This is a genomic window from Plantibacter sp. T3 (assembly GCF_902506515.1).
GTDB lineage: Bacteria > Actinomycetota > Actinomycetes > Actinomycetales > Microbacteriaceae > Plantibacter > Plantibacter auratus.
Genome location: NZ_LR733286.1, coordinates 1,231,192 through 1,256,226 on the forward strand (window position 1 = coordinate 1,231,192; position 25,035 = coordinate 1,256,226).

Annotated in this window: 29 protein-coding genes; 14 read left to right on the top strand and 15 right to left on the bottom strand. The window is 70.4% G+C overall.

All coding sequences use genetic code 11. The annotated features are described in order from the left end of the window. Positions 1–119: 119 nt before the first annotated feature. The 5 genes from GV015_RS05975 to GV015_RS05995 all read right to left on the bottom strand — a co-directional run bounded on the left by GV015_RS05975 (position 120) and on the right by GV015_RS05995 (position 5,782). Entirely contained in the window at positions 120–1,484 is a 1,365-nt protein-coding gene (locus tag GV015_RS05975) for an MFS transporter (protein ID WP_137242510.1), read from the bottom strand. A 328-nt stretch (positions 1,485–1,812) separates the two neighbouring features. Then, positions 1,813–2,811: an ABC transporter substrate-binding protein gene (locus GV015_RS05980; RefSeq protein WP_159877297.1), complete on the bottom strand. Its 999-nt coding sequence runs from the start codon at positions 2,809–2,811 to the stop codon at positions 1,813–1,815. 60 nt (positions 2,812–2,871) lie between these two features. Continuing rightward, a complete protein-coding gene (locus tag GV015_RS05985) occupies positions 2,872–3,723 on the bottom strand; it encodes an ABC transporter ATP-binding protein (protein ID WP_085512078.1) in 852 nt (283 codons plus the stop codon). Continuing rightward, positions 3,720–4,775, bottom strand: a complete 1,056-nt coding sequence (locus GV015_RS05990) for an iron chelate uptake ABC transporter family permease subunit (RefSeq protein ID WP_064297044.1) — start codon at positions 4,773–4,775, stop codon at positions 3,720–3,722. The genes GV015_RS05985 and GV015_RS05990 overlap by 4 nt, the downstream gene beginning before the upstream one ends. Then, the gene (locus tag GV015_RS05995; RefSeq protein WP_159877299.1) at positions 4,772–5,782 is read right to left on the bottom strand and encodes an iron ABC transporter permease; all 1,011 of its coding nucleotides are present in this window, start codon (positions 5,780–5,782) and stop codon (positions 4,772–4,774) included. Before GV015_RS05995 ends, GV015_RS05990 begins: the two co-directional genes overlap by 4 nt. 169 nt (positions 5,783–5,951) lie before the next feature. On the opposite strand from GV015_RS05995, the gene GV015_RS06000 reads away from it, so the two are divergent. Beyond that, positions 5,952–7,226: a CaiB/BaiF CoA-transferase family protein gene (locus tag GV015_RS06000; protein WP_159877301.1), complete on the top strand. Its 1,275-nt coding sequence runs from the start codon at positions 5,952–5,954 to the stop codon at positions 7,224–7,226. A gap of 81 nt (positions 7,227–7,307) precedes the next feature. Beyond that, the gene (locus GV015_RS06005; protein ID WP_236555351.1) at positions 7,308–8,141 is read left to right on the top strand and encodes a MaoC/PaaZ C-terminal domain-containing protein; all 834 of its coding nucleotides are present in this window, start codon (positions 7,308–7,310) and stop codon (positions 8,139–8,141) included. A 225-nt stretch (positions 8,142–8,366) separates the two neighbouring features. Here GV015_RS06005 and GV015_RS06010 read toward each other — a convergent pair whose 3' ends face one another. The 3 genes from GV015_RS06010 to GV015_RS06020 form a co-directional block, all read right to left on the bottom strand. Beyond that, entirely contained in the window at positions 8,367–9,311 is a 945-nt protein-coding gene (locus tag GV015_RS06010) for a PDR/VanB family oxidoreductase (RefSeq protein WP_159877305.1), read from the bottom strand. 25 nt (positions 9,312–9,336) lie between these two features. Then, positions 9,337–9,963, bottom strand: coding sequence for an MSMEG_1061 family FMN-dependent PPOX-type flavoprotein (locus GV015_RS06015; RefSeq protein WP_071261734.1), 627 nt, complete (start codon positions 9,961–9,963; stop codon positions 9,337–9,339). Between the two features lie 125 nt (positions 9,964–10,088). Further along, positions 10,089–10,646: a TetR/AcrR family transcriptional regulator gene (locus GV015_RS06020; protein ID WP_159877307.1), complete on the bottom strand. Its 558-nt coding sequence runs from the start codon at positions 10,644–10,646 to the stop codon at positions 10,089–10,091. A gap of 171 nt (positions 10,647–10,817) precedes the next feature. Here GV015_RS06020 and GV015_RS06025 point away from each other — a divergent pair, with 171 nt between their 5' ends. Continuing rightward, a complete protein-coding gene (locus tag GV015_RS06025) occupies positions 10,818–11,822 on the top strand; it encodes an SDR family NAD(P)-dependent oxidoreductase (protein WP_159877309.1) in 1,005 nt (334 codons plus the stop codon). Between the two features lie 257 nt (positions 11,823–12,079). Here the strand turns inward: GV015_RS06025 and GV015_RS06030 are convergent, their stop codons facing one another. Beyond that, positions 12,080–13,276 (bottom strand): ROK family transcriptional regulator, encoded by a 1,197-nt coding sequence (locus GV015_RS06030; protein WP_159877311.1) that lies wholly within the window; start codon positions 13,274–13,276, stop codon positions 12,080–12,082. A gap of 117 nt (positions 13,277–13,393) precedes the next feature. On the opposite strand from GV015_RS06030, the gene GV015_RS06035 reads away from it, so the two are divergent. The 3 genes from GV015_RS06035 to GV015_RS06045 all read left to right on the top strand — a co-directional run bounded on the left by GV015_RS06035 (position 13,394) and on the right by GV015_RS06045 (position 15,642). Further along, positions 13,394–14,530: a Gfo/Idh/MocA family protein gene (locus GV015_RS06035; RefSeq protein WP_159877313.1), complete on the top strand. Its 1,137-nt coding sequence runs from the start codon at positions 13,394–13,396 to the stop codon at positions 14,528–14,530. Next, positions 14,527–15,273, top strand: a complete 747-nt coding sequence (locus GV015_RS06040) for a ThuA domain-containing protein (RefSeq protein WP_201299366.1) — start codon at positions 14,527–14,529, stop codon at positions 15,271–15,273. Before GV015_RS06035 ends, GV015_RS06040 begins: the two co-directional genes overlap by 4 nt. Before the next feature lie 102 nt (positions 15,274–15,375). Continuing rightward, entirely contained in the window at positions 15,376–15,642 is a 267-nt protein-coding gene (locus GV015_RS06045; protein WP_159877315.1) for a Rho termination factor N-terminal domain-containing protein, read from the top strand. Between the two features lie 22 nt (positions 15,643–15,664). Here the strand turns inward: GV015_RS06045 and GV015_RS06050 are convergent, their stop codons facing one another. Further along, positions 15,665–15,982: a hypothetical protein gene (locus GV015_RS06050; RefSeq protein ID WP_159877317.1), complete on the bottom strand. Its 318-nt coding sequence runs from the start codon at positions 15,980–15,982 to the stop codon at positions 15,665–15,667. A gap of 257 nt (positions 15,983–16,239) precedes the next feature. On the opposite strand from GV015_RS06050, the gene GV015_RS06055 reads away from it, so the two are divergent. Continuing rightward, the gene (locus GV015_RS06055; RefSeq protein WP_064297054.1) at positions 16,240–16,521 is read left to right on the top strand and encodes a hypothetical protein; all 282 of its coding nucleotides are present in this window, start codon (positions 16,240–16,242) and stop codon (positions 16,519–16,521) included. Between the two features lie 60 nt (positions 16,522–16,581). Continuing rightward, on the top strand, positions 16,582–16,731 hold the full coding sequence (locus GV015_RS06060; protein WP_159453395.1) for a hypothetical protein: 150 nt from the start codon (positions 16,582–16,584) through the stop codon (positions 16,729–16,731). Positions 16,732–16,798: 67 nt separating this feature from the next. Here GV015_RS06060 and GV015_RS06065 read toward each other — a convergent pair whose 3' ends face one another. Next, a complete protein-coding gene (locus tag GV015_RS06065; protein ID WP_159877319.1) occupies positions 16,799–16,999 on the bottom strand; it encodes a hypothetical protein in 201 nt (66 codons plus the stop codon). A 102-nt stretch (positions 17,000–17,101) separates the two neighbouring features. Between GV015_RS06065 and GV015_RS06070 the strand changes: the two genes are divergently transcribed. After that, positions 17,102–17,443, top strand: coding sequence for a hypothetical protein (locus GV015_RS06070; RefSeq protein WP_124768478.1), 342 nt, complete (start codon positions 17,102–17,104; stop codon positions 17,441–17,443). A 28-nt stretch (positions 17,444–17,471) separates the two neighbouring features. Here GV015_RS06070 and GV015_RS06075 read toward each other — a convergent pair whose 3' ends face one another. The 4 genes from GV015_RS06075 to GV015_RS06090 all read right to left on the bottom strand — a co-directional run bounded on the left by GV015_RS06075 (position 17,472) and on the right by GV015_RS06090 (position 19,750). Further along, entirely contained in the window at positions 17,472–17,777 is a 306-nt protein-coding gene (locus GV015_RS06075) for an ATP-dependent DNA ligase (RefSeq protein ID WP_086472938.1), read from the bottom strand. 160 nt (positions 17,778–17,937) lie between these two features. Further along, a complete protein-coding gene (locus GV015_RS06080; RefSeq protein ID WP_158596586.1) occupies positions 17,938–18,138 on the bottom strand; it encodes a DUF2795 domain-containing protein in 201 nt (66 codons plus the stop codon). 170 nt (positions 18,139–18,308) lie between these two features. After that, a complete protein-coding gene (locus GV015_RS06085; RefSeq protein WP_137242494.1) occupies positions 18,309–19,049 on the bottom strand; it encodes a GAF and ANTAR domain-containing protein in 741 nt (246 codons plus the stop codon). Beyond that, positions 19,046–19,750 (bottom strand): GAF and ANTAR domain-containing protein, encoded by a 705-nt coding sequence (locus GV015_RS06090; protein ID WP_159877321.1) that lies wholly within the window; start codon positions 19,748–19,750, stop codon positions 19,046–19,048. Before GV015_RS06090 ends, GV015_RS06085 begins: the two co-directional genes overlap by 4 nt. A 208-nt stretch (positions 19,751–19,958) precedes the next feature. Here GV015_RS06090 and GV015_RS06095 point away from each other — a divergent pair, with 208 nt between their 5' ends. The 5 genes from GV015_RS06095 to GV015_RS06115 all read left to right on the top strand — a co-directional run bounded on the left by GV015_RS06095 (position 19,959) and on the right by GV015_RS06115 (position 25,035). Next, positions 19,959–20,957 carry an SDR family oxidoreductase gene (locus GV015_RS06095; RefSeq protein WP_159877323.1) on the top strand — a complete coding sequence of 333 codons (999 nt, stop codon included), beginning with the start codon at positions 19,959–19,961 and terminating at the stop codon, positions 20,955–20,957. Positions 20,958–20,962: 5 nt separating this feature from the next. Beyond that, positions 20,963–22,441, top strand: coding sequence for an NAD(P)/FAD-dependent oxidoreductase (locus GV015_RS06100; RefSeq protein WP_159877325.1), 1,479 nt, complete (start codon positions 20,963–20,965; stop codon positions 22,439–22,441). Positions 22,442–22,474: 33 nt separating this feature from the next. Next, positions 22,475–23,059, top strand: coding sequence for an SRPBCC family protein (locus GV015_RS06105; protein ID WP_159877327.1), 585 nt, complete (start codon positions 22,475–22,477; stop codon positions 23,057–23,059). 64 nt (positions 23,060–23,123) lie between these two features. Continuing rightward, positions 23,124–24,458 carry an APC family permease gene (locus GV015_RS06110; RefSeq protein ID WP_371416539.1) on the top strand — a complete coding sequence of 445 codons (1,335 nt, stop codon included), beginning with the start codon at positions 23,124–23,126 and terminating at the stop codon, positions 24,456–24,458. A gap of 70 nt (positions 24,459–24,528) precedes the next feature. Then, positions 24,529–25,035: a DUF6328 family protein gene (locus GV015_RS06115; RefSeq protein WP_159877329.1), complete on the top strand. Its 507-nt coding sequence runs from the start codon at positions 24,529–24,531 to the stop codon at positions 25,033–25,035.

A 25,035-nucleotide genomic window follows, 5' to 3' on the forward strand; every position in this document is an offset into this window, starting at 1 on the left:
TCCGGTCACTGAGCTCACCTCCGCCGGTCACTGAGCTCACCTCCGCCGGTCACTGAGCTTGTCGAAGTGCACGCGGGTGACGTGGCCCTTCGACAGGCTCAGGGACCGGGGGGGGCAGGTCAGCCGCGCTGCTTGCGCGGCAGGGTCTCCGGGAGGAACGCGATCCCGACGATGCCGATCGCGCTGAGCACCAGCAGGTACGCCGCCACCAACCACGGTGCGCCACCGCTCGCGGCGACGAGCGCGGTCGCGACGAGCGGGACCGTCCCGCCGACGAGGGCGGCCGGGATCTCACGCGAGAGCGCGATGCCGCTCCAGCGCATCGAGGTCGGGAAGATCTCGGCGAGCAGCGCTCCCGAGGTGCCGATGGTGGCCCCCTGGATGACGGCGAGGCCCAGGATGAGGCCCAGGGCGACGAGGGCCGACTGCTCCGTGTCGTAGAGCAGGAACATCGGGAACGCGTAGACCACGCCGAAGATCGCGGCGCCCATGAGGACGGGCTTCCGACCGATGCGGTCGGCGAGGCGACCGAACAGCAGCGCCGTCGGGATGGTCAGGACCTCCGCGACGATGAGGCCGATGAGCGCCTCCGTCGGGTTCACGCTCAGCGTGCCCGTCACGTACGACAGCGAGAACACCTGCACGACGTAGACCCACGGCAGTGCGAACGCGAAGAGCCCCATGCCGCAGAGGATCACCCGCCAGTGCGAGCGGATGGCGCCGACCAGTGGTGCCGAGGTGACCGCGCCGCGCTCCTCCGCGCTCTCGAACGCCTTCGTCTCCTTGACCCGCAGCCGGAAGTACAGCGCGAACGCGACGATGACGACGCTCGCGAGGAACGGGATCCGCCAACCCCAGCTTTGGAACTGCTCGATCGGCAGGGTGCTCACCACGGCGAAGACGGTGGTCGCGAGCGCCATGCCCACGTACACGGAGGCGCCGGGGAACGACGCGGCGAACGCACGGTGCTTCACGTCGGCGGACTCGCTCGCCATCGTGATCGCGCCGGCGAATTCGGCACCCGAGCCCATGCCCTGGAAGATCCGCAGCACGATGAGCAGGATCGGAGCCCAGATGCCGATGGTCTCGGCGGTGGGGAGGAGGCCGATGAAGGTGGTCGCGACACCCATGAAGAGGAGCGTGATGAGCAACGTCGGTTTGCGCCCGAGCTTGTCGCCGTAATGGGCGAAGATCAGGCCGCCGATCGGGCGCGCGCCGAAGCCGACCGCGAAGCCGGCGAACGCGCCGAGCAGGCCGGCGAGGTCACCTGCGCCGGGGAAGAACAGCGGTGCGAACACGAGCGCGGAGGCCAGCCCATAGAGGGTGAAGTCGTACCACTCGATGACGGTGCCGACCGAGCTGGCGAGGATGGCGCGGCGGCGCTGCACCCGGGAGTCGAGGCCGTCGCGATCGATGTCGCTCTGGCCGACGGCGGTGGTGTCGGATCCGCGTGGGTCGCTCTCGCGCGCGCTCTGGATGGCCATGGCACTCCTTCGTGTTGGGCGCACCCGGACGGCCGGGACGCCTGACGAGGCTACCGGCCGTCTGGAGGCTCAGCCCATGTGCGGTCGGCACACTCCGGAGCCGATCCGGTGCGTCGGGAGCACACGGGGTGGGTGCGCACGAGCGGCGCGCCCCACCCCGGACCGGTGGCTGTGCCCATCTCGGGTCGCTGTGCCATCTCCGGTCACTGAGCCATCTCCGGTCACTGAGCCATCTCCGGTCACTGAGCTTGTCGAAGTGCACACGGGTGACGTGGCCCTTCGACAGGCGGTTCCTGAGCCTGTCGAAGGGCGGGACCGGGGGTGCTCGCTACAGCGCCTTCGACTCGCGGAGGATCCCGGCGAGCGTCTCCATCTGCTTCGCCTGCGACGTGTAGTCGAGGGCGGCGGTGTTCCAGGAGTGGATCTGACCGGCGACGAGTGCCGGGTGCGAGGCGAAGGTCGCTTGAGCCTCGAGGTCGCTCTGCTGGAAGCCCTCGACGTTCACGAGTAGGACGTCACCGGTCATCGCCTGGCCAGCGTTCTCCCAGCTGTAGATGTCCCAGTAGTAGTAGCCGTCCGGGTTCGCGTTCGTGTACTTCACGCCGAGTTCGCTGTACAGCTCGGTCTCCGGCTCGTCCTGCGGCTTGACGACGTAGATGCCGCTCGCGTCCGCATACATCTGCGTGACCTCGAGGTCGGTCTCCTTCGCTGCGGCGGTCAGGTCTGCTGCTGCGGCGTCGTACTTCTCCTTCGCCGCGGCGATGGTGTCGTCGTCGGCTCCGAGCGCCTTGGACAGCTTGTTGAGCGAGGCGATGACGTCGGCACCCTTGCCGCCGACCTTGATGGCGACGACCGGAGCGATCTTCTCCAGCTGCTCCTGCTGCTCGACGTCGGCGACGCCGTAGTAGGGACCCTTGAGGTCGAGCGTGCCGTCGCGGTCGGTCGGGTAGATCCCGGTCACGATGAGGTCGGGTGCCGCCTCGGCGAGTGCCTCGAGGTCGATCTCGCCGTAGCTGTTGCCGACGATGGCCGTGTCGCCGAGGTCGTAGTCCGCGAAGCGCTTGTCGGTGGCGACGTCGACGCGACCGAAGACCGCGACGGGGTCGATGCCGTTGCCGTGCAGGCCGAGCGCGTAGTCGGCGAAGCTCGCGACGCGCTTCGGCTGCTGGTCGAGCTTGACCGTGGTGCCGGTGTCGTCGGTGTAGCTCCAGGCACCGCTGCTGTCGGCGTCGGATGCGGCGGTGGGGGAGCAGCCGGCGAGGCCGACCAGGGCGAGCGCCGGCACGAGAACGAGTGCGGCGCGGCGGAGGCGTGAAGAGATCGTCATGGTACTTAGGGTAGCCGAACCTAAGTCACGAAACGATATCGGAATGCCCGATCGCCCGGATCACTCCGCGTCGAGGGCGATCGCGTCGTCGGGGTCGACGGGCACGATGAGCGGCGAGCCACTGCTCGGGTCGGGGATGACGATGGCGTCGAGGTCGAACGCCTCCCGGAGCACGGCCGGGGTGAGGACCTCCCAGGGTGTCCCGTCGGCGATGACCCGGCCGCCGCCCACGACGACGAGCCGGTCGGAGTACCGGCCGGCGAGGGTGAGGTCGTGCAGGACCATGACGACCGTCGCTCCGCGCTCGCGGTTGATCGACCGCACGAGTCGGAGGACGTCGAGCTGGTGGCTGAGGTCGAGGAAGGTCGTCGGCTCGTCGAGCAGGATCGTGGGGGCACGCTGCGCGAGCACCAGGGCGATCCAAGCGCGCTGCAGCTGCCCGCCCGACAGGGAGGCCGTGTCGCGGTCGGCGAGCGTCTCGAGACCGGTGGCGGCGAGGGCCTCGTCGACGGCGATCGTGTCGGCGGGCGTCCAGGGCTTGAGGAGGCTCTGGTGCGGGTGCCGCCCTCGCGAGACGAGGTCGCGGACGGTCGTCGCCGACGGCGTCAGTGGCTTCTGCGGCAGGATAGCCAGGCGGCGCGCGACCTCGCGGGTCGGGATCGAGCGCACACCGCGACCGTCGAGTTCGACCGTGCCGGCGGTCGGGGTGAGCAGGCGACCGAACGCCTTCAGCAGCGTCGACTTGCCGCAACCGTTGGCGCCGATGAGCGTCGTGACCTCGCCCGTCTCGATGCGGAGGTCCAGTCCCTCGAAGACCACCGTCTGGTCGTAGGCCAGGGAGACGCCCCGCGCCTCGAGGGCGGGCGTCGGGCGTTCCTTCACGAGCGAGGGGGTCGTGGCGGGGTCGGTCATGCGGAGGTCTCCCGTTCCTTGCGGCGCGTCAGCAACCAGATGAGATAGGGCGCGCCGACGATCGCGGTGATGATGCCCACCGGGATCTCGCCCGGCAGGACGCCACGGACGAGTGCATCGCCGCCCGTCACGATGACGGCGCCGAGCAGCGCGGAGGCGAGCAGCGGCGGGCGACCGGTGCGGGCGAGGCGGCGGGCGATCTGCGGTGCGACGAAGGCGACGAACTCGATCGGCCCCGCGGCGGACACGGCTGCGGCGACGAGCAGGACCGCGCACGCGATGACGACGATCCGATGCCGCTGGACCGCGACGCCGAGGCCGGTCGACAGCTCGTCACCGAGCTGGCTGATGTCGAGGCTGCTCGTCTGCAGGACCGCGATCGGCGTCAGGATCACCAGCGCGACGAGCACCGGCCACACGCTCGACCAGGAGATGCCCGAGAGGCTGCCGACGAGCCACTGCGCAGCCGCTGCCGCCTCGGTGATCTGCGCCCGGGCGATGAGGTAGCTCGTGATGCCGCCGAGGGTCGCGGTGGCACCGATGCCGATGAGGATGAGTCGGAAGCTGTCGACCCCGCCGCGCCAGGACAACGCGTAGACGGCGGCCGAGGTGACGAGCGCGCCGATCGCCGCCATGGCGGGCAGGCCGAGACTGAGTGCGCCGGCGCCGACGGAGTAGCTGCCGCCGACGAGCACGATCGCGGCCACGGCCCCGAGCGCGGCACCCGAGGTCACGCCGAGGATGTCCGGGGTCGCGAGTGGGTTGCGGGCGAACGTCTGGGTGAGGGCCCCGGCGAGTCCGAGGGACGCACCGACGAGGAGACCGCCGACGACCCGGGGGAGGCGGAGCTCGAACACGATGAGTTCCTGACCGCCGGTCCCGCCGCCGAGCAGGGTGGTGATGACGTCGGGGATCGTCAGGGATGACGAGCCGGCGACGATCCCGAGCAGGGCGAACGCCAGGGCCACGACGAGGCAGGCGATCGTGACGCCGACGACCCGACCTCGCCACAGACGGCCGAAGAAGCGGCTGCCCTCCCGCACGGCGCTCACAGCTCCGCCATCCGTCCGCGGCGCACGATGGCGATGAAGGCGACCCCACCCACGACGGTGAGGACGACACCCACGGGCACCTCGGCGGTGCCACCGATGAGGCGACCGATCACGTCGCACGCGAGCAGCACGCTCCCGCCGACGAGTCCCGAGGCGGGGAGCAGCCAGCCGTGATGCCCGCCCACGAGCGTGCGGGCGATGTGCGGCGCGGTGAGTCCGACGAAGGCGATCGGGCCGGTCAAGGCGACGGCGGCGGCCGTGAGCAGGGTGATCGCGGCGAGCCCCACGAGTCGCGCGCGGATGAGGTTCTCGCCGAGCCCGTTCGCCAGCTCGGTCCCGAGCGCCAGGGCGTTCAACGAGCGGATGTTGGCCACCGCGAACACGAGGCCGAGCCCGGCGAAGACGAGCGCCGCGTCGACGCCGGTGAGCGATCGTCCGGACAGCGAACCGACCACCCAGATGCGGTAGGCGGCGAGGGTCGTCTCGTCGGACAGCACGAGGTACGAGGTCAGGGCGACGAGGAGGGCCGAGACGGCGGTGCCGGCGATCGCGAGCGGGACGGGACTCGAGAGTCCGCGGCCGAGTGCGGCGACGGAGAACACGATGACGCTGGCGACGGTGGCGCCGAGCAGAGCGAGCCAGAGCGTCGTGACCACCGAGCTCGTGCCGAGCACGTAGACCCCGACGACGACCGCGAGACTCGCGCCGGCGGAGACGCCGAACAGGCCGGGGTCGGCGAGCGGGTTGCGGGTCTGCCCCTGCATGACGGCACCGGCGATCCCGAGGCAGACGCCGACGAGGACGCCGAGCACCGTGCGCGGCACCCGCGACCCCCACACGACGGCGCCGGTGTCCTGGGTGGGGTCGAACAGTGCGGTGAGGACGGCCACGGGGCTGATGAGGTTGCTGCCGAGCATCAGACTCGCGAGGGCGACGACGAGGAGCGCGGCGGCCAGTGTGCCGACGGCGAGCGCGCGTCTCGATCGGAGGAGGGTCGCGCTGCGCATGGAGTTAGCCTAGCCTCACCTATCCCGGTCGCGATGCACACCCGACGTCGTCGGTGACGGACGGGCGGTCCATGGATCGGCACCGGAGGTGTGGGGTTCACCCATGGGTGGGGCCTCCATCGCCCGATACCGTTGACCGGTACGGAGTACAGCGATCAGGAGGACACGCATGGCCGAGCAGCCGTCGACCGGAGCCGACACCGAAGCGGTCCTCGCCGCCACGGAACGACTCGCCGTCCCGCCGGGCTCGCTCGAGGGCGTGGTGGTCCTCGACCTCTCCCGCGTCCTCGCCGGCCCCTACGCAGCGTCGATGCTCGCCGACCTCGGCGCGACCGTCATCAAGATCGAGAACCCGAACGACCCCGACGTCTCCCGGGGCTTCCCGCCCTACCTGCGTGACGGCGACGAGGAGTTCAGCGGCTACTACGGCCAGTACAACCGCGGCAAGTTCGGCCTCGCGCTCGACCTCGCGAGCGACGCCGGCAAGGAGGTGCTACGCGACCTCGTCGCGAGCGCCGACATCCTCGTCGAGAACTTCCGACCAGGGACGATGGCGAAGCTCGGCCTGCCGTACGAGGCGCTCGCCGCCATCAACCCGAAGCTCGTGTACACCGCCATCTCCGGCTACGGGCAGACGGGTTCCCGGAGCCGCCGCCCCGCGTTCGACAACACGGCGCAGGCCGCCGGCGGGCTCTGGTCGATGAACGGCTACGCGGACCAGCCGCCCGTGCGCGTCGGCGTCACGATCGGGGACCTCTCCGCCACGATGTTCGGCGTCATCGGCACCCTCGCCGCCCTCCGGCACGCCGAGCGCACCGGCGTCGGGCAGCTCGTCGACGTCGCCCAGGTCGACAGCATCATCGCGATGACCGAGACCGCCGTCGTCGACTACACCGTCGACGGGACGGTCGCCTCGCCGTCCGGCAATGAACACGCCTGGGTCCGGCCCTACGAGCTGTTCCCCTGTGCCGACGGACAGGTGTTCTTCGGCGCGTACACCGACAAGCTCTGGAAGGCGAGCTGCGAGCTGTTCGGCACGCCCGAGGCGATCGCCGACCCCGAGATCGACACCATGCGCAAGCGCTTCGACGAGGAGGTCTACGCCCGACGCGTCAAGCCGCTCGTCGTCTCCTGGTTCGCGGACCGCACCCGCGCCGAGCTCGAGGAACTGGCCGGCGACGTCGTCCCGCTCACCGCCGTCAAGACGATCGGCGAGGTCGTCGACGACCCCGGGACCGCCGAACGCGAGATGGTCGTCGAGACCGACTACGGCTCCTTCGGCACCCTCCGCTCCTTCGGCCAGCCGATCAAACTGAGCGCGACCCCCGCGACCACCGACCGTCCCGCGAACCACATGGGCGAACACGCGGACGACGTGCTCACGGCGCTCGCCGGGTATGACGCCGACCGCATCGCGGCGTTGCGTTCCGACGGGGTGATCTGAGTGGGAGCCGTGGACCGGACAGAGCAGCCTGCCGACCGCATCGCCGCGTTGCGTTCCGACGGGGTGATCTGAGTGGGAGCCGTGGAGCGGACAGAGCAGCTCGATCTGCGCCCCGCCTCCTGGTACCGCAGCACCTTCGCGACCGCGGCACCGGAACCGGTCCTGGGCGAGGAGCTCCCCGTCGGCTGGGAGGGCGTCCACTTCCCGTTCGAGACGCCGTTCGCGCAGCTCCGCGAGGACGGCTCACCCGCGGAGGACGGCGTGCTGCCGGTCATCGACCTGCCGCGCCGCATGTACGCGGGAGAGGACACCGAGTTCCTGTCGCCCCTCCGCTACGGCGACATGGTGGCGCAGCGCACGAGCCTCGGATCGCTCGTCGAGAAGCAGGGGCGGGCCGGACGGCTCGTCTTCGCCGACCTCGTGCGCGAGTACCTCGTCGACGGCGAGGTCGCCGTCCGCAGCACCTGGCACGACGTGTTCCTCGAGGCGCAGCCCGCGGTGCCTTCCCCGAGGACGGCGGCGCCCGAGGTGGCCGCCGAGGACGCGGTCGATCCCGACGCCGGAGCCGACTGGACCGTGACCCGGTCACTCGACTCCCGCCAGTTGTTCCGCTTCTCGGCCGTGACGGGCAACACGCACCGCATCCACTACGACCGGCAGTGGGCGCGTGAGGTCGAGGGGCTCGACGACCTCCTCGTGCACGGCCCGCTCACCCGCATCCTGGTCCTCGACGCCCTCACCGCGAACGCCGGTGGTCGTCGGCTCGCGTCGGTCCGTTTCCGGGCGAAGGCGCCGGTGCTCGTCGACACGGCGTTCCGCATCGCGGGGACGGACGGCCCCGAGGGTACCTCGGTCGTCGTGCGTGCCGCCGACGGTACGGTCCTGGCCTCGGCAGACGCCACCTGGCGCCCCTGACTACCGGGGTGCCGTCCTCCGGTCACTGAGCCCTCTTCCATCGGTCACTGAGCTTGTCGAAGTGCTCACGGGGTGCACTGCCCTTCGACAGGCTCAGGGACCGGGATGGGGTGCTCAGGGACCGGGATGGGGTGCTCAGGGACCGGGATGGGGTGCTCAGGGACCGGGATGGGGTGCTCAGGGACCGGGATGGGGTGCTCGGGGGCCGGGGGTGCGCCGCGCCGCCTAGGCGTCGATCACGAGCGTCGGCGTCAGCGACCGCGACACACACGGGTACATGATCATCGACGCGTCGTCGGTCGTCAGGGAGTCGCGATGCTCCGGCGTCCCGTCCACCACCTGCACGGCACAGGAGCCGCAGACGCCGCGCATGCACGACCCGGCGACACCGACCCGCGCGGCCTGCATCGCCTGCAGCATCGTCTGCCCGGCGGGAACCTCGACGGTCCGCTCCGACCTCGCGCACTCGACGGTGAACGCCGTGTTCGGCAGGTAGGAGCGGGGCTTGGGCTCGAACCGCTCGAGGTGCAACCGGCAGTCCTCGGGCAGCGTCTCGGCCAGGTTCGTGAGGGTGTCGGTGAAGCCGCGCGGCCCGCAGGCCGACACGTCGGTGCCCGGCTCGAGTCCCGCGAGGAGGCCGGCGAGGTCGAGTCGGCCGCTCTCCGCGCTGACGTGGATCCGCACATGGTCGCCCAGGGCTTCGAGTTCCGGCGCGAACGCGATGTCCTCCCGCGTGCGCACTGCGTAGACGAGGGTCCAGTCGGCGTCGCCCGCCGCCAACCGCCGCGCCATCGAGAGCAGCGGCGTGATCCCGATGCCGGCAGCGAGGAGCAGGTGCCGCTTCGCGTCCGAGAGCGGGAACAGGTTCCGCGGCGGCCGGATGAACACCTTCCGACCGACCTTGAGGAAGTTGTGGATGTAGTGCGAAGCACCCCGCGAGTGATCCTCCCGCAGGACGGCGATCCGATACCGGAACTCGTCCGCCGGATCACCGCAGAGGGAGTACTGCCGTTCATGGCGGGTGATGAGCTGCAGGTCGATGTGCGCTCCGGGGTCCCACGGCGGGAGCCGGCGACCTTCCGGATCGGCGAGCACGACGCTGACGATCGTCGGTGTCTCGCGCACGATCTCCTGGACGATCAGCGGGGTCATGCCCGCGCGGTTGCGCATCAGGAGTTCCTCTTGCTTCCAGCCATCAGTACAGGCTCTGGTTCCCGACGGCGACCGCCTCGTCGATGGCGTCGCCGACCTCGGTGCTGAGGCCCGACATGCTCGCCCAGATCCGACCCGCACTCGGCACCTCGGCCGCGAGCTCCTGCATCTCGGCGTCCCACAGCCCGCCGCGGAGGAGCGCCCGCCCGCAGTGCAGGTAGACCTCCTCGGTACGCACGACGATCGCGAGCTGCGGCGTCACGTGGTCCTGCTCGAGCATGGCCATGAGTGCCGGGTCGTCGGTGACGGTGGCCGTGCCGTTGATCCGGAGGGTCTCGCTCATGCCGGGGACGAAGCACAGCATGCCGATGTGGCCGTTCTGGACGATGTTCTGGAGGGAGTCGGCCAGCCGGTTGCCGAGGCGCTCCGGGATCACGAGCGTGCGGGTGTCGAGCGCCCGGACGAACCCCGGGTAGTCCCCGCGCGGGGAGTTGTCGCACCGGCCGTCGGCGTCGGACGTCGCGATGGTGCAGAACGGCGAGTGGGCGAGGAAGGCGAGGCAGTTCTCGTCGAGCTCGTCCATGATCTTGGCCGTCGCCGCGGGATCCGGTTCGCCGAGGGACCGACGGATGGTGTCGACGTCGATCGACGCGAACGCGCTGGCCTGCATGGCGGACCCCTTCTCTGTCCCTCCGACCCTACGGTCGTCCCTCGCGCGCCTCAATGGGCTGTCGGCACACGGTTCGCGGGTGTCCTGTGCCACCGACCCAGCCGCGTCGATCGTCCCGCCCCGGTTCATCGGCCGAACGAGCGGCGGAACATCGCCTTCGCGCGTGCTGCGGTGTCGGCTCGATGGGAATCGGGGATGCGGGTGAGGGTCGCTCCCACCATCGAGATCGCCATGAGGATGTCGTCGGGCTCGACGTGGTCGGCGATGCGGTGCGCAGCCAGTTCCTTCGCATGCAGGGCGTGCGCGAGGCGGTCGAGGCGGGTGCCGAGCTCGATGACGCGCGGGTCGTCGCCCTCGCCGAGGATCGCCTCGACGAAGGGCGAGGTGACGAGGGCCTGGTCGATCACGACGTCGAGCAGGGTGTCGAGGGTGGCATCGGGTCGCCCGGTGTGCTCCTCCAACTTACCGACGTTCTCGTCGAGCACTGCGAGCGCGAGGGAGAGTCGGTCGGGGAAGTGTCGGTACAGGCTGCCCTGTCCGACGCCCGCCCGCTTCGCGACCGCACTGAGGGGAGCGCTGAAGCCGTCCGCGGCGAACACCTGACGCGCTGCGGCGACGAGCGCTCGGCGGTTCTCGGGTCCCGCGCTCGGGCCTCGGTTCGGCTTCGGGGGCGTGGACGACATCCCGGTAGCGTAACGCCGCGCGACCGGTCCGGTGGACCCGGCTGGGAGCCGACCGTGAGGGCTGGCGGCCGCGCCATGGACGGCGTAACGTGTACCGGACAATGATGTCCGGTATGGATCGAAGCCCATCCGATCCGCCGCTCATCGTCCTCCCGAGAACGAAGGAACCCCATGAGCGCCCTCACCGCCAACACTCCGATCGCCGCGTGGCTCACCGACCCCACCGGTGGACCGCTCATCCGCGGCCTCCTCACCCAGCTGGGCACCGAGGAATCGCAGCTCGCCCCGATCTCGGGCCTCCCGCTCCAGCAGCTCGTCGCCCTGAGCCAGGGCAAGCTGCCCCAGTCGCTCATCGACGAGCTCGTCCTCGCCGCGAACGACGGCGTCGCACCCGTCGACGACGCGCCCCAGGGGTGGCAGGAGCGCATCACCGTCGGTCGGTTCGCCGGCAAGACCGTGATCGTCACCGGCGCCGCATCCGGTATCGGCCGTGCCACGGCGTCGCGCGTCGCCCGCGAAGGGGGTCGGGTCATCGCCGTCGACCTGTTCGAGGACAAGCTCGCCGACCTCGCCTCGAGCCTCCCGGACGCCGACCTCGTCACGGTCGCGGGCGACATCACGAAGCAGGAGGACATCGACGCGATCGTCGCCGCGGCCGGGGAGCGGATCGACGCGCTCGCCAACGTCGCCGGCATCAACGACGACTTCTCCCCGCTTCACGAGACCTCCGACGCGACCTGGGAGCGGGTGATGGGCGTGAACGTCACCGGCGCCTTCAAGCTGACCCGCGCGGTCCTGCCGTCGATGGTCGCGGCCGGATCCGGTTCGGTCGTCAACATCGCGTCCGAGGCCGGGCTTCGCGGCAACGCCTCGGGGAACGCCTACACGACCTCGAAGCACGCGGTCGTCGGCATGACCAAGAGCGCCGCCTTCATGTACGGCCCGCACGGTGTCCGGGTCAACGCGGTCGCTCCGGGCGGCGTCGCGACGGGCATCCCCTTCCCGCCGAACGTCTCCGAGGCGGGTTCGGCGCGGCTCGGACCGTTCCAGGCGGCGATCCCGACGATCGCGACCGCGGAGCAGCTCGCGGCGTCCATCACCTTCCTGCTGAGCGACGACGGCGTGAACGTCAACGGCGTCGTCCTGCCGTCCGACGGCGGATGGTCGGTGCAGTAGCCGCCGACGTGCAGAACTTCAGCAATCGGTAAGAACGGCGTTTCTTAACGACCGTTCGGGGCCGGATGAACGCGTTTCTGCTGCGAATCTTGAAGCACACGGGCCGCTCTGCGTCGCCCGTCCCCTGCGAACGGTCTGAACGAGTACGGCCGGAACGATCGTTCGCACTGCGGTGACACCGCTCACAGGGCCCCACCGATCTTGGCGGAAGGTGGGGCCCTGCGCCGTGTCCGGGCCGCCCTGCGCCGGGTGTGGTCTCAGCGCGGGATCGCGGCGGCGAAGCGCCACGGCTGGGAGCGGATCGTCGCGACGGCCCGGGTGATCGCCCCGAGGGCGACGACGTCCGCGCCGAGTCGCGAGGCCCGCACGATCGGCGTTGGGGCGTAGGTCCCCTCGTCGAGCCAGGTCTGAGCCGCGGCGATGACGGGGGAGGCGACGCGGGCCACGCCTCCGGCGACGACGACCTCGTCCACGTCGAGCAGGCTGCCGAGCAGGACGCACACCCGCCCGAGGCGCTCCCCGAGACGTTCGACGAGTCGGCCGGCATAGACGTCGCCCGAGGCTGCGGCGTCGATGACGCGGCCGACGTCGAGGGTGCCGATCGGCATCCCGGCGAGTGGGGAGGTCGCCGGCACCGCACCGGATCGCTGATCCTCCTCCAGCCACGACCGTGCCGCACCGTCGAGGCCCTCCGGCGAACCGACACCCTCGACCATGCCGAGCACGCGGAGTTCGCCTGCACCGCCGGCCCCGCCGTGCAGCAGCACGCCGTCGACGATGAGTCCCGCGCCGAAGCTCGCCTCGGCCAGGAGGACGGCGATGGACTCGCGTGCCACCTCCCCGAGGGCGCGCTCGGCCGTTGCTGCGAGGTTGGCGTCGTTCTCGAGCACGACGTCGCCCCAGGGGCCGAGGCGGCTCGCGAAATCGGGGTTCATCCGGGCCCAGTAGTCGTGATCGCCGCGCGGGGAGCGGCCGTGCGCGTCCACCGGAGCCGGGACGCCGACGGCGGTCACGAGCACCTGTCCCGGGGTCGCGCCGGCCTGCGCGGTCGCCTCCTCGACGACCGTCCGTGCGGTCGCGAGGCGGAGGTCTGGGTCCTCGTCCCCACCCACGATGGGGCGTTCGGCCCGGCCGACGACCTCACCACGGAGCGTCGCGACGAGTGCCGCGACCCGGTGCTGCCCCACGTCGAGTCCGACCACGAACGCGGTGTCCGCGGCGAGTTCGTAGCGCCTGGCGGGTCGTCCCCGCCGGTAGTCGCCGGCGGCCCGGGCGTCGTCGAGCTCCCGGATCCAGCCGCGGTCGGCGAGGGCGTCGCAGGCGTTCAGCACGGTCGCGCGGGTCAGGCCGGTCTCGTCCATGACGTCGCTCGCCGTGAACGCACCGTGGTCGAAGGCGTAGGCGGCGACGAGTTCGACGCTCGCCCTGCCCGTCTCGATCCCCGGTTCCGCCATGGGGTGACTGTAGCAGGGTTGCATTACTAGATATGGCCGCTATATTTAGTGGCGAAGGTCGACCACCGCCGGTCACGACAGTGCTCGGCTCCGCACCCCGAAAGGAACCGTCCGAGCATGAGCACCAGTACCGCCCCGACATCAGCAGACGCTCCGGACCTCCGGGTCGGCGTCATCGGCCTCGGCTTCGCCGGGACCACGCACCTGGACGCCTTCACCGCGCTCCCCGGTGCCACCGTCGTCGCCCTGTCCGGCCAGGAACCGGCGCGCCTTGCCGAGCTGGCCGAGAGCCGCGGGGTCCCCGAGACCTACGCCGACTGGGAGGACCTCGTCGCCCGCGACGACCTCGACATCGTCTCGATCGGTGTGCCGAACGCCCTGCACCACCCGATCGCCGTGGCCGCGCTCCGCAGCGGCAAGCACGTCTTCTGCGAGAAGCCGCTCGCCACGACCGCCGACCTCGCCGCCGAGATGGTGGAGGCCGCGACCGCCGCCGACCGCGTCCTGGAGGTCGCGTACAACCATCGCCGTCGTGCCGACGTCGCCTACCTCGCGCGCTACCTCGCCGAGGAGCCGATCGGTCGCGTCTACCACTCGCGCGCCTCCTGGCTGCGTCGTCAGGGCGTGCCCGGCATCGACTCCTGGTTCACGAACAAGGCCGCGGCCGGTGGCGGGCCGCTCATCGACCTCGGCTCCCATGTGCTCGACATCGCACTGTCGCTCCTCGGCGAGCCGCGCGTGACGCACGTGTCGGCCGTCGCGTACAACGAGCTCGGCCGCGCCGGTCGCGGTGGCTCCTCCGGCGGCGGTCCGGTCTCGAGCCGGTCCGCGCACGCCTTCGACGTCGAGGACTTCGCGTCCGCCCTCCTGCGGTTCGAGGACGGCGGAAGCCTGCACCTCGAGGCGTCGTGGGCGTCCTACTCGAAGGCCCACGAGGACATCTCGGTCGAGCTCCTCGGCTCGGAGGGCGGCGTCCGCCTCCACGTCGACAACTACAACACCGAGGGGACCGTCACGATCTACCGCGACGTCGCCGGTGCGCCGACGATTGAACGACCCGCGGTCCAGGTCCCGGCCGGCCACCACCAGTCGGTCATCGCGGAGTTCCTCGACACCATCCGCGCGGGTGAGACCGCCGGCGGTGAGCTCCGGTTCGCCGGTCACCACGGCGAGTACGCGCTGCACCGCAGCCGCGTCATCGACGCCGCCTACGCCTCGGCCGCCGCCGGGCACGAACTGGAGGTCCCCGCATGAGCACCACGACACCGATCCGCATCCGCGTCTGGAACGAGTTCGTCCACGAGTCCCGCGGCGACGCCGTGGTGCTCGGCCACTACCCCGACGGCATCCACGCCGTGATCGCGGCGGGCCTCGAGGAGTCGCTCGGCGACGCCGCGTCCGTCTCGACCGCGACCCTCCAGGATCCCGAGCACGGTCTCACCGAGGAGGTCCTCGCGAACACCGACGTCCTCTTCTGGTGGGGGCACATCGCCCACGACCAGGTCTCCGACGAGGTCGTCGAGCGGGTCGTGCGCCACGTCCACGCCGGCATGGGCATCGTCGTGCTGCACTCCGGCCACTACTCGCGGGTCTTCCAACGACTGATGGGCACGAGCTGCGCCCTCAAGTGGCGGAACGACGGCGAGCGAGAGCTCGTCTGGACGGTGCTCCCGGACCACCCGATCGCGCAGGGTGTCCCGCACCCCATCGTCATCGACCGCCAGGAGATGTACGGCGAGCAGTTCGACATCCCGCGTCCCGACGAGGAGGTGTTCCTCTCCACCTTCGCCGGCGGCGAGGTCTTCCGGTCCGGTGTCGCGTACCACCGCGGTCGCGGGCGCGTGTTCTACTTCTCACCCGGCGACCAGGAGTACCCGGTCTACCACCACCCCGACATCCGCCGAGTGCTGGCGAACGCGGCCAAGTGGGCGCGCCCGACGATCGAGCGCACGCCGCCGACCGCGGATCAGCACCCACGGGACTGGTTCCTGAACTAGCGCGTCCGTGTCCCTGACACCAGCCCCTCCACCGATCCGTCGGGCAGCGAGAGGCTGGTGGCAGGCCGATCGGCCGACCACCGGACGATGAGGGAGGACGACATGCCCGGGAAGCAGAATCCGTCACTGAAGGACCCCGAGCTCTACGAGAAGCTCCGCGACGACGGCGCGTCGAAGGGCAAGGCCGCTCGGATCTCGAACGCCGCCGCGAAGCAGGGACGCTCGACGATCGGGGAGAAGGGCGGCGAGGCCGGGTCGTACGACGACTGGACGGTCGCGCAGCTCCGCGAGCGCGCGAAGGAGATCGGCCTGACCGGCTACTCCGGCAAGCGGAAGAGCGAACTCATCGCGATGCTCCGCGACAGCTGAGCAGGCGGCGCTGCCGCCCGGGCTACTTCGCCTGGGCGGTCGCGTCGTCGCCGACCGTCGCGTGCACGACGACCTCGCCGGTGTTCGCCTCGTGCATGAAGCCTTCGAGCAGAGCGCGGTCCATCTCGCCGACCTCGTCGGAGTCGAAGGAGAACTGCAGGGCGATCGCCGGGTGCAGCCAGAGCGTCGTGCGTCCGTCGGTGGTGGAGTCCTGCCGGATCGTGAGCGCGAACGACTCGTTCCGTCGGAGCTTCATGAGTGCGATCGTCTTGACGTGAGCGAGCGTGCGGTCGTCGAGACGCACACGCGCGTCGCCAGTGCCGTAGACCAGTTGTCCCATGGGAACCCTCGACTTCCAACCCCGGAGATGGCCGTCGACTCGAGTGGCCGACGGCTGTGCGCCTCCCGACGGGGTCCGGGTCGGTGAAGCGCTCTCTCAGGATACGAGACATTCTTGGCGCGCGCCCGATTATCCACAATGCGGTGGCTGCTTCCCGACGCGCACGCGCATTGTCCGCTGCCCGGGCCATCCGCGCAATGGCCCCGACGACCCGATCTCCCCGCGCTAGCGTGGCACACCTGCGAAAGGGGCTGACGATGGGATTCCTCCGCCTCGGTGCGCTCCGATCTCAGGTCGACGATCAGACGCTCGCCCAACTGGAACGGGTGATCCTCACGCGCATGCTCGGCGAACGGTCGTTCCGACTGCAGCTCCACCGCGGGCGCTTCCAATCGTCTGAGCCGGTCACCGTGTCGCCCGAGCAGCCGATCGTCTTCGCGTTCGACGCCGAGTTCGAGCCGCCGATCGACGAGCGCATGGCCGCCGAGATGCTCGAGGAGATCGAGATCACGGGCGGATTGCACGTCGTCGTCGCCTGACCAGCGGCAGACCGACACCAGCACCACATCGAAACCACCACCACAGGAAGCAGGAGCGACATGAGCGACTTCACCGGAGCAGACGCATTGGGTACCGACCCGGACATGGTGGTCGGCACGCCGCCCACCGAGATCCCGGACGAGTCGACGGATGAGGACACGGCGGACGAGCCGGACGTGCTCGAGCAGCCGGACACGGACGCTCGCTGAGTCCGTCACACGCGGAAGCGCCGCCGGCCCTCGGGTCGGCGGCGCTTCGTCGTGCAGCGGGCGTGGCTCAGCCCTGCTCGGTCTCCTCGGGGTCCGCGCCCGGCCGCACGGCCGCGTCGTCGCGGATGTCGATCCGGGTCACGCCGTCGCCCTGGTCGGTGACGTCGATGCGGGGAGCCGCGTCCGCTTCGGTCGCGTTCGGTGCGGTCGTCAGCTGGTCGTGGCGGTTCTCGTCGTGCGTGGTGGGAGTCTGGTCGCTGTCGGTCATGCCCAGACGATAGCGCACGGGCGCGTGGTGCCTCCGGTATACCTTCCGGGTTGCGGATGCAAGGTCTGCCGGTCCGGCCGCTTCGGTTCCCAGAATGGTCGTATGAGGAAGTTGCACTACGCCAGCGGCTATCTGTTGATGGCTGACCAGACCTGCAAGGCGCTGCTCCGGTATGCGCGGGCCCTCTCCCAGAGCGGTGAGTCCGACATCGTGATGGTCCCGACCATCTCGGAAGGCGGCAGCCTGGGATACGCCCACCTCCTCATCGGACCGGCAAGCCAACTGTTCTCGACGCCCGTCGAGAACGCCTCGGAGGAACCGTTCGACGAACAGACCATCGTCGAACTCGAACAACGGACCGCCGAGCTGCAACCGGCGCGACCGGAGTGGGCGACGGAACTCACGGACATCGACGACCTGGAGTTCGACGAACGTTCGAGGTGAGCGGGACCGGAGACCCTGTCGGCGAGGTTCAGATGCGCGGACCCGGCTCCGGCACGAGGACGAGGCCCTGGTTCGAGTCGGCGCTGACCGCGAGCGCATCGAGCCAGGCACGGTTGAGTTCGACCGGCACGCTGCCCGCGTACTTGAAGCGGAGGGACATCGCCGGGTGCAGCCAGATCGTCGTCCGGCCGTCGCCCGACCGCGGATCGTCCTTCCACCCGAAGTAGAACGCTTCGCCGCGACGCAACTTCGCACCGATGACCTGTTGCAGGTGGGCGAGGACCCGGTCGTCGAACGTCACCGACACGTCTGCGTCGTAGATCATCTTGCCCATGGGTTCTCCTGCTCCGCTCTCCGGTCTCCACCGTAGGCCCGGTCCTGTGGAAGCACCACGTTCCCCGAGGGGGTTGCGAACTGGCGCGAGTCGCCGGACCTGACACGCCGAAGCGGCACCGGCGCGATGCCGGTGCCGCTCAGCGGTGGTGCGCGATCGCTCAGACGCTGATCGGGAGCGCCTCCGCGATCGAGGTGCGGTGCAGGACGTCCCAACGGCTGGTGTAGCTGCGCTCGGGGAGTGAGCGGAGCGCTTCCACCAGGTGGGTCGGGAGCAGGTCGCGGCGGGCCTCACGCGTCAGGTCGCTGGGGCGGCAGGGGTACTCCATGCCGCGTAGGAATTCGTCGAGCTCGGTGAACACGAGCATCTCCTCTCTGGGCGCGTCGTGGCACCCGATGTCAGGCGGGCCGGCTGCGTCGACCGGTCGTCAGACCGCCGTGCCCTCCTTCGAGTGTCGTTCCCGTTCGGCCGTTCGGCGCGCTCTTGCCTTTCCGTCGTCGAGCTGCTACGCGGCCGGAGTGAGGTGCACCGTCAGAGCTCGAGACGTCGCTCCACGATGTCGCGGGCGACGTCGGCCAGGGCACGACGTCCGCCGCGAGCGTGCTTCCGGATGCGCTCGAAGGCCTCTTCGACCGAGATCGCGGCGGTGTAGGCGACGACGCCCTTCGCCTGCTCGATGACGACCCTGGACTGCAGTGCGGACTCCAGCTGCTCGCGGGTCGCGTCACTCTCGCGGAGGGTCCGCTCGTGCAGGATCCCGATGGTCGCGACGTCGGCCATGGCCTGTGCGGCCTGGGACTCGAACCGGTCGAGGGCTTCCGGAGTCGTGCGGAACAGGTTGAGGGTGCCGATGGTGGTCCGGCGGAGTCGCAGCGGGAAGGCATGAGCCGACCGGAATCCCGCGGTCGCCGCGACCTCGGCGAATCTCGGCCAGTCGGCTGCGACCGCGGCGATCTCGGGGATCGACACCGGCGTCGCATCACGGAAGCTGTCGATGCAGGGGCCTTCGTCCGCGCTCAGTTGGATGAGTTCGACGAGCTTCCCGGACTCGCTGGTCGACGCGATCAGTTCGAGGTCGCCGTGCGGGTCCGCCAGGAGGATGCCCGAGGCCTGGACGTCCAGGAGGTCGACGGTGGCGTCGACCAGGGCCTGGAGCAGGTCGACGACGTCATAGTCGTCCACCAGGGTGTCGGCGAGCGTCGCGAACACGTCGAGCAGGGCGGTCGAGTGACGGAGCTCGGAGCCGGTCCCGTCGTCGCCGCGCTCGCTCATCGCTCGTCTTCGATCGTGTCGTCGTGCAGCACGTAACCGGTGCGACGTTCGAGGATGTCCTCGGCGACGTCCGACATCGAGCGGTTCTGGGCGAAGGCCTGAGCCTGGATCAGCAGGTGGGCGTCGTCGGGGGTGAGGCCGAGTTGCGCGATCACGAACCCGGTCGCCTGATGGATCCGGCGTCGGGCGTGGGGTTTGAGCTGCGTCGTGTCGGGGAGGCTCGCGAGTTCGAGGGTGCGTCGGAGCACGTACCGGCTGAGCGGGCGGGTGAGGGACATCATGTCCTCGACCGCCTGCGTGTCCAGCGTACGCTCCTCGGTGTCGTACAGCTCGACCGCGCCCACCTGGAGCGGCCCGACGCGGAGGGGGAAGGCGAAGATGGAGCCGACCGCATGGTCGCGGATCGCCTCGGTGAACGACGGCCAGGAGTCGTAGCCGTTCCGCTTGACGGCCTCCTCGAGCACCGGGCGGCCGCTGCCGACGGCGTCCCAGCAGGGGCCTTCGGAGAGGTCGAACTGGAGTTCGTCGATCAACGCGATCTGCTCGTCGCTCGCGGCGATCGTCTCGGGGCTCAGGGTGTCGCCGAGTGTCGCGATCGAGACGCCGCTGAGGGGCATGAGCCGCAGGATCGGCTCCACCAGCTGGTCGTCCTCGTCGACCCGGTCGAGTGCGCTGTACACGATGGCGAAGGTGTCGCTCATGTCCGCATTCCTTCCGGGCTCAAGAGTGGTCTCCGCTCATCGTACGGCTATCCCGCTGCGATCGCCGGGCGGCGATCCGTCCTGCCTGGGAAAGCAAGGGGCCGCCTTGGCGGGGTGGATTCGCCTAACGTGGCGTCATGCCTCTGACGACGACAACCTCTCCGCGCCCCTCCGCCCACCGGTCCGCAGCAACCGATCGGTCGGCGCGATGAGCCGCGGGGTCGCCGTCGTCACCGGCGGAACCGCAGGGCTCGGTCGTGCGACCGTCCGTGAACTCGCGAAGCGCGGCTGGGACGTCGCGGTGCTCGCGCGCGGCGAGGACGGACTCGAGGCGACCATCGCCGAGGTCGAGCAGGCCGGCCGTCGTGCTCTCGCGGTGCCGACGGACGTCGCCGACCGGGAGGCCGTCGAACAGGCGGCGGACCGGGTCGAGGCGGAACTCGGACCGATCGAGCTGTGGGTGAACTGCGCCATGGTCGGCGTCTTCGGGGACTTCCTCACGACCGAGCCGGCGGACTTCGAACGCGCCGTCGCCGTCAACTTCTTCGGCTTCGTCAACGGCACCAGGGCCGCACTCTCGCGAATGACGCCGCGCGACCGTGGGCACGTGATCCAGGTCGGTTCCGCCCTCGCCCACCGCGGCATCCCGCTGCAGGCCGCCTACTGCGGCTCGAAGTTCGGTGCCCGAGGCTTCACGGAGTCGGTCACCGCCGAGCTCCTCCACGACGGCAGCAACGTCAAGCTCTCGACCGTGGACATGCCGGCGCTCAACACCATCCAGTTCAGCTGGGTGAAGTCGCAGCTGCCCGAGCACCCGCAGCCGGTGCCGCCGATCTATCAGCCCGAGGTCGGTGCGACCGCCATCGCCGACGTCGCAGACCGACCGAGGCGACGCACCTGGGTGGGGGAGTCCACCGTCGGCACGATCCTCGGCGACCGCTTCGCCGGCGGATTCCTCGACTGGTTCCTCGCCAGGACCGGGTACTCCGGGCAGCTCGCACCGGACAAGCACGACCCGCGCATGCCCGACAACGTCTACACGCCGGCCCCCGGCGACCACGGCGCCCGTGGCGTGTTCAGCGACAAGGCCCACTCGTGGAGTCCGCAGACCTGGGCGATCCGCCACCGGCGGGCCGTGTACGCGACCGCCGCCGGCACCCTCGCAGCGGGTGTCGCCCTGGTGGCCGGCGCGGCGAAGCGGCGCTGAGCACGATGGCGCGGCGCGAGCAGTTCGACGCGGTGGTCGTCGGCGCGGGCCCCAACGGGCTCGCTGCCGCGGTGACCCTCGCCAGGGCCGGCCTGCACGTGCAGGTGGTCGAGCGGGGCGACACGATCGGTGGTGGTGCCAGGACCGCCGAGCTGACGCTGCCCGGCTTCCACCACGACATCTGCTCAGCGGTCCACCCGATGGCGCTCGCCTCCGGGTTCTTCCGATCCTTCGGCCTCGAGCGCCGCATCGACCTCGTCGTGCCGGAGATCTCCTACGCCCACCCGCTCGACGGTGGACGGGCCGGGATCGCCTACCGCGACATCGACCGCACCGCCGAGGCCCTCGGACGCGACGGCGAGGCCTGGCGCTCGCTCATGGGACCGCTCGCCGCCGACGCCGACCGCGTCTCGCAGTTCACCGGTGGCAAGCTCCTGCAGGTGCCGCGCCACCCGGTCACGGTCGCGCGCTTCGGCCTCCGCGCGCTCGAGCAGGGCAGTCCCGCCTGGAACCTCCGGTTCCGTGAGGAGACCGCTCCGGCGATGCTCAGCGGCGTCGCCGCCCACTCCATCCGCCCGATGCCGAGCCTGTCCACCTCGGCCGCCGCCCTGTCGCTCGGCGCGTATGCGCACGCCCGCGGTTGGCCCATCCCCGTCGGCGGCAGCCAAGCGATCATCGACGCGCTCGCCGCCGACCTGCTGGCCCACGGCGGTGAGATCGTCACCGGAACCGAGGTGCGTTCCATCGACGAGCTGCCGTCCGCCCGCGCCGTCCTGTTCGACACGACGCCGAAGGCGCTCGCCGAGATCGCGGGCAGCCGACTGCCCGACGCCTACCTCCGTCGTCTCTCCCGGTTCCGGTACGGCGACGGCGTGGCCAAGGTCGACTTCGCGCTCTCAGGTCCCGTCCCGTGGACGAACCCTGAACTGGCCCGGGCCGGCACGCTCCACCTCGGCGGCACCCGCCCGGAGATCGCCGCCGCCGAGCGCGACGTCGCCCGCGGTCGGCACAGCGAGTCGCCCTACGTCCTCGTCTCGCAGCCCGACGTCGGCGATCCTGGTCGCGCTCCCGGTGACGCCCAGGTCCTCTGGGCCTACACGCACGTGCCGAGCGGGTCCGGTCTCGACCAGACCGAGGCGATCACCCGGCAGATCGAGCGCTTCGCCCCCGGCTTCCGCGACGTGATCCTGACGTCGGCGTCGATGACCGCCCGCGACATGGCGCGGTACAACCCGAACTACGTGCTCGGCGACATCGCGGCCGGCGCTGCGAGCTTCGCGCAGCTCGTCGCGCGTCCCGTGCTCTCGAACGACCCGTGGCGGACGCCGACGCCGGGGATCTTCCTCTGCTCCTCGTCGACCCCGCCCGGCCCGGGCGTCCACGGTCTCGCCGGCTGGCACGCCGCCCGCAGCGCCCTCCGCTCGGTCTTCGGCCGCGACCGCATGCCGTCGCTCGCGCCCGACCGCCCGCGTCCGACCTCCTGACCTCGTCCCTGCTCCAGCGAAAGGAACACCACCGTGTCCCACACCACTCGGATCCTCGACTGCCCACCCGACCGTGTCTTCGCCGTCCTCGCCGACGGCTGGCTCTTCCCGGCGTGGGTGGTCGGCGCGTCCCGCATGCGCGACGTCGGTGACCGGTGGCCGCACGTGGGCGGGAAGCTGCACCACTCCTTCGGTGTCTGGCCGGCGGTGCTGAACGACGAGACGACGGTGCTCCAGTGGGATGCTCCGCACCGGTTCGTCATCCAGCCGAAGGGGTGGCCGCTCGGTGAGGCCCGCGTCGCGGTCGAGGTCGAGCCGCACGAGCGCGGGTGCATCGTCCACCTGCATGAGCACGCCGTGACGGGCCCTGGTGCGCTGATCCCGGTCTGGCTCCTCGACATCGGGCTGCACCTCCGCAACATCGAGACGCTGCGCCGACTCGCCCACCTCGCTGAGGGCGGTGCCGGTGGGACCCACCTCGTGGAGGCGGCCGAGCCGACGGCAGAAGACCGGAAGAACGCCGAGTTCCCGAAGCGGTCGTTGTTCGCGCGGGTGGCGTCGGTCCTCGTCGTCGCCGTGCCGGTGGTCGCGGTGGCGCGCACGCTCGCCCGTCGCTGACGCACATCCTCGTCGGATTCGCAAGCACGGAACGGGGTCCGGTCGCTCCCGTACGGTTGCGCGAGTGACTGCAACCGACGCCGCCAAGGCCGATTCACCCGCCCAGCTCAAGCGCGACATCTCCGGCAAGATGCTCTACCTGTTCATCCTCGGAGACGTGCTGGGCGCGGGCATCTACGCGCTCATCGGCCAGATCGCCGGGGAGGTCGGCGGGGTCACCTGGGTCCCGATGATCGTCGCGTTGCTGCTGGCGCTGCTCACCGCGGCGTCGTACGCAGAGCTCGTCACGAAGTATCCGAAGGCGGGTGGTTCGGCCGTGTTCGCCGAGCGCGCCTACAAGCGACCGATCGTCTCCTTCCTCGTCGGGTACTGCATGCTCGCGGCGGGTGTCGTGAGTGCGTCCGGGTTGGCGCTGGCGTTCGCCGGTGACTACCTCGCGACCTTCATCGACCTGCCGCCGGTCCTCGGCGCCGTGCTGTTCCTCCTGGTGATCGCGCTGATCAACGCCCGCGGCATCAAGGAGTCCGTCCGGGCGAACCTCGTCATGACGATGATCGAGACCACCGGCCTTGTCCTCGTCGTGGTGGCGGTCGCGATGATGCTCGGTGGAGGCAGGGGCGACCTCGGTCGTGCCACGCAGTTCGCTGAGGGTGGCAGCCCCGTCATCGCCGTCTTCGGTGCTGCACTGCTCGCCTATTACTCCTTCGTCGGGTTCGAGACGAGTGCGAACGTCATCGAAGAGGTCAAGGACCCGTCGCGGGTCTACCCGAAGGCGCTCTTCGGTGCCCTCGCGACCGCCGGCGTGCTGTACGTCCTCGTCGGCACCGCGGCCTCGATCGCCGTGCCCTCCGACGAGCTCGGCGAATCGACCGGTCCGCTCCTGACCGTGATCCAGGCGACCGGCGTCGGCATCCCCGCGTGGTTGTTCAGCATCATCGCGCTCGTGGCGGTCGCGAACGGTGCGCTGCTCACGATGATCATGTCGAGCCGGCTCGCCTACGGCATGGGCTCGCAGGGTCTGCTGCCGAGCGTCTTCACGAAGGTGCTGCCGAAGCGCGGTACGCCGTGGGTCGCGATCATCGTGACCACCGGTGTCGCGATGGTACTCACGGCCACCGGCAGTATCGCGACGCTCGCCGAGACGGTCGTCCTGCTCCTGCTCATCGTCTTCCTCAGCACGAACATCGCGGTGCTCGTCCTGCGGCGCGAGCATGTCGAGCACGCCCATTTCCGTGCGTGGACGGTCCTGCCGGTCCTCGCGGTCCTGTCGTGCCTGGTCCTCCTCACGCAGCAGAGCGCCGAGGTCTGGCTGCGTGGCGGCATCATCGTCGCGGTCGGCGTCGTGCTCTACGCGATCACGCGTGTGGCCCGACGGCGGAAGGCGCCGGAAGCGGCGTGAGGAGCGTCTGACGGCGGTACCATCCCTCCATGCGATCTGGACGAGGCATGACGGATGACGAGGTCGGCTGATGCCCGCCGCAAGTGACCCGGCCGACGCCATGCCCGGGGACGGTCGCGACGAGACGCTGAACGAGCGATCCGACCGCAACTGGTCGGAGCTGCTGCAGGAGTTCCGTGTCCTGCAGACAGGCACGCAGATCCTCGCGGGTTTCCTGCTGACGCTGCCGTTCCAGCCACGGTTCAGCGAGCTCAGTGGATTCGACCATGTGCTGTACCTCGTCCTCGTGGTCCTGGCCGTGACGGTCACGCTCCTCGCGCTCGCCCCGGTGATCATGCACCGGTTGGTATTCCGGCAGCTGGCGAAGCCACAGCTGGTGCGGCTGTCCAGCAGCATCCTCATGGTGTGTCTCGGGGCGGCGTCGCTGCTGTTCGCGGGGATCGTCCTGTTCGTCTTCGACTTCGTCGTGTCGCCCGCGGTCGGCTTGTGGGCGGGTGGGGTCGTGGTCGTCGTCATCGGGCTGGTGTGGATCGTCGGCCCGCGCCTGATCCGGGGTGCGCGCGACCGCGTGTCCTGA

Bases quoted from the DNA above. Each gene is read 5' to 3' on its own strand.
- GV015_RS05975 (WP_137242510.1), bottom strand. From the start codon at position 1,484: ATGGCCATCCAGAGCGCGCGCGAGAGCGACCCACGCGGATCCGACACC.
- GV015_RS05980 (WP_159877297.1), bottom strand. From the start codon at position 2,811: ATGACGATCTCTTCACGCCTCCGCCGCGCCGCACTCGTTCTCGTGCCG.
- GV015_RS05985 (WP_085512078.1), bottom strand. From the start codon at position 3,723: ATGACCGACCCCGCCACGACCCCCTCGCTCGTGAAGGAACGCCCGACG.
- GV015_RS05995 (WP_159877299.1), bottom strand. From the start codon at position 5,782: ATGCGCAGCGCGACCCTCCTCCGATCGAGACGCGCGCTCGCCGTCGGC.
- GV015_RS06000 (WP_159877301.1), top strand. From the start codon at position 5,952: ATGGCCGAGCAGCCGTCGACCGGAGCCGACACCGAAGCGGTCCTCGCC.
- GV015_RS06010 (WP_159877305.1), bottom strand. From the start codon at position 9,311: ATGCGCAACCGCGCGGGCATGACCCCGCTGATCGTCCAGGAGATCGTG.
- GV015_RS06015 (WP_071261734.1), bottom strand. From the start codon at position 9,963: ATGCAGGCCAGCGCGTTCGCGTCGATCGACGTCGACACCATCCGTCGG.
- GV015_RS06020 (WP_159877307.1), bottom strand. From the start codon at position 10,646: ATGTCGTCCACGCCCCCGAAGCCGAACCGAGGCCCGAGCGCGGGACCC.
- GV015_RS06025 (WP_159877309.1), top strand. From the start codon at position 10,818: ATGAGCGCCCTCACCGCCAACACTCCGATCGCCGCGTGGCTCACCGAC.
- GV015_RS06030 (WP_159877311.1), bottom strand. From the start codon at position 13,276: ATGGCGGAACCGGGGATCGAGACGGGCAGGGCGAGCGTCGAACTCGTC.
- GV015_RS06035 (WP_159877313.1), top strand. From the start codon at position 13,394: ATGAGCACCAGTACCGCCCCGACATCAGCAGACGCTCCGGACCTCCGG.
- GV015_RS06040 (WP_201299366.1), top strand. From the start codon at position 14,527: ATGAGCACCACGACACCGATCCGCATCCGCGTCTGGAACGAGTTCGTC.
- GV015_RS06045 (WP_159877315.1), top strand. From the start codon at position 15,376: ATGCCCGGGAAGCAGAATCCGTCACTGAAGGACCCCGAGCTCTACGAG.
- GV015_RS06050 (WP_159877317.1), bottom strand. From the start codon at position 15,982: ATGGGACAACTGGTCTACGGCACTGGCGACGCGCGTGTGCGTCTCGAC.
- GV015_RS06055 (WP_064297054.1), top strand. From the start codon at position 16,240: ATGGGATTCCTCCGCCTCGGTGCGCTCCGATCTCAGGTCGACGATCAG.
- GV015_RS06060 (WP_159453395.1), top strand. From the start codon at position 16,582: ATGAGCGACTTCACCGGAGCAGACGCATTGGGTACCGACCCGGACATG.
- GV015_RS06065 (WP_159877319.1), bottom strand. From the start codon at position 16,999: ATGACCGACAGCGACCAGACTCCCACCACGCACGACGAGAACCGCCAC.
- GV015_RS06070 (WP_124768478.1), top strand. From the start codon at position 17,102: ATGAGGAAGTTGCACTACGCCAGCGGCTATCTGTTGATGGCTGACCAG.
- GV015_RS06075 (WP_086472938.1), bottom strand. From the start codon at position 17,777: ATGGGCAAGATGATCTACGACGCAGACGTGTCGGTGACGTTCGACGAC.
- GV015_RS06085 (WP_137242494.1), bottom strand. From the start codon at position 19,049: ATGAGCGAGCGCGGCGACGACGGGACCGGCTCCGAGCTCCGTCACTCG.
- GV015_RS06090 (WP_159877321.1), bottom strand. From the start codon at position 19,750: ATGAGCGACACCTTCGCCATCGTGTACAGCGCACTCGACCGGGTCGAC.
- GV015_RS06095 (WP_159877323.1), top strand. From the start codon at position 19,959: ATGAGCCGCGGGGTCGCCGTCGTCACCGGCGGAACCGCAGGGCTCGGT.
- GV015_RS06100 (WP_159877325.1), top strand. From the start codon at position 20,963: ATGGCGCGGCGCGAGCAGTTCGACGCGGTGGTCGTCGGCGCGGGCCCC.
- GV015_RS06115 (WP_159877329.1), top strand. From the start codon at position 24,529: ATGCCCGCCGCAAGTGACCCGGCCGACGCCATGCCCGGGGACGGTCGC.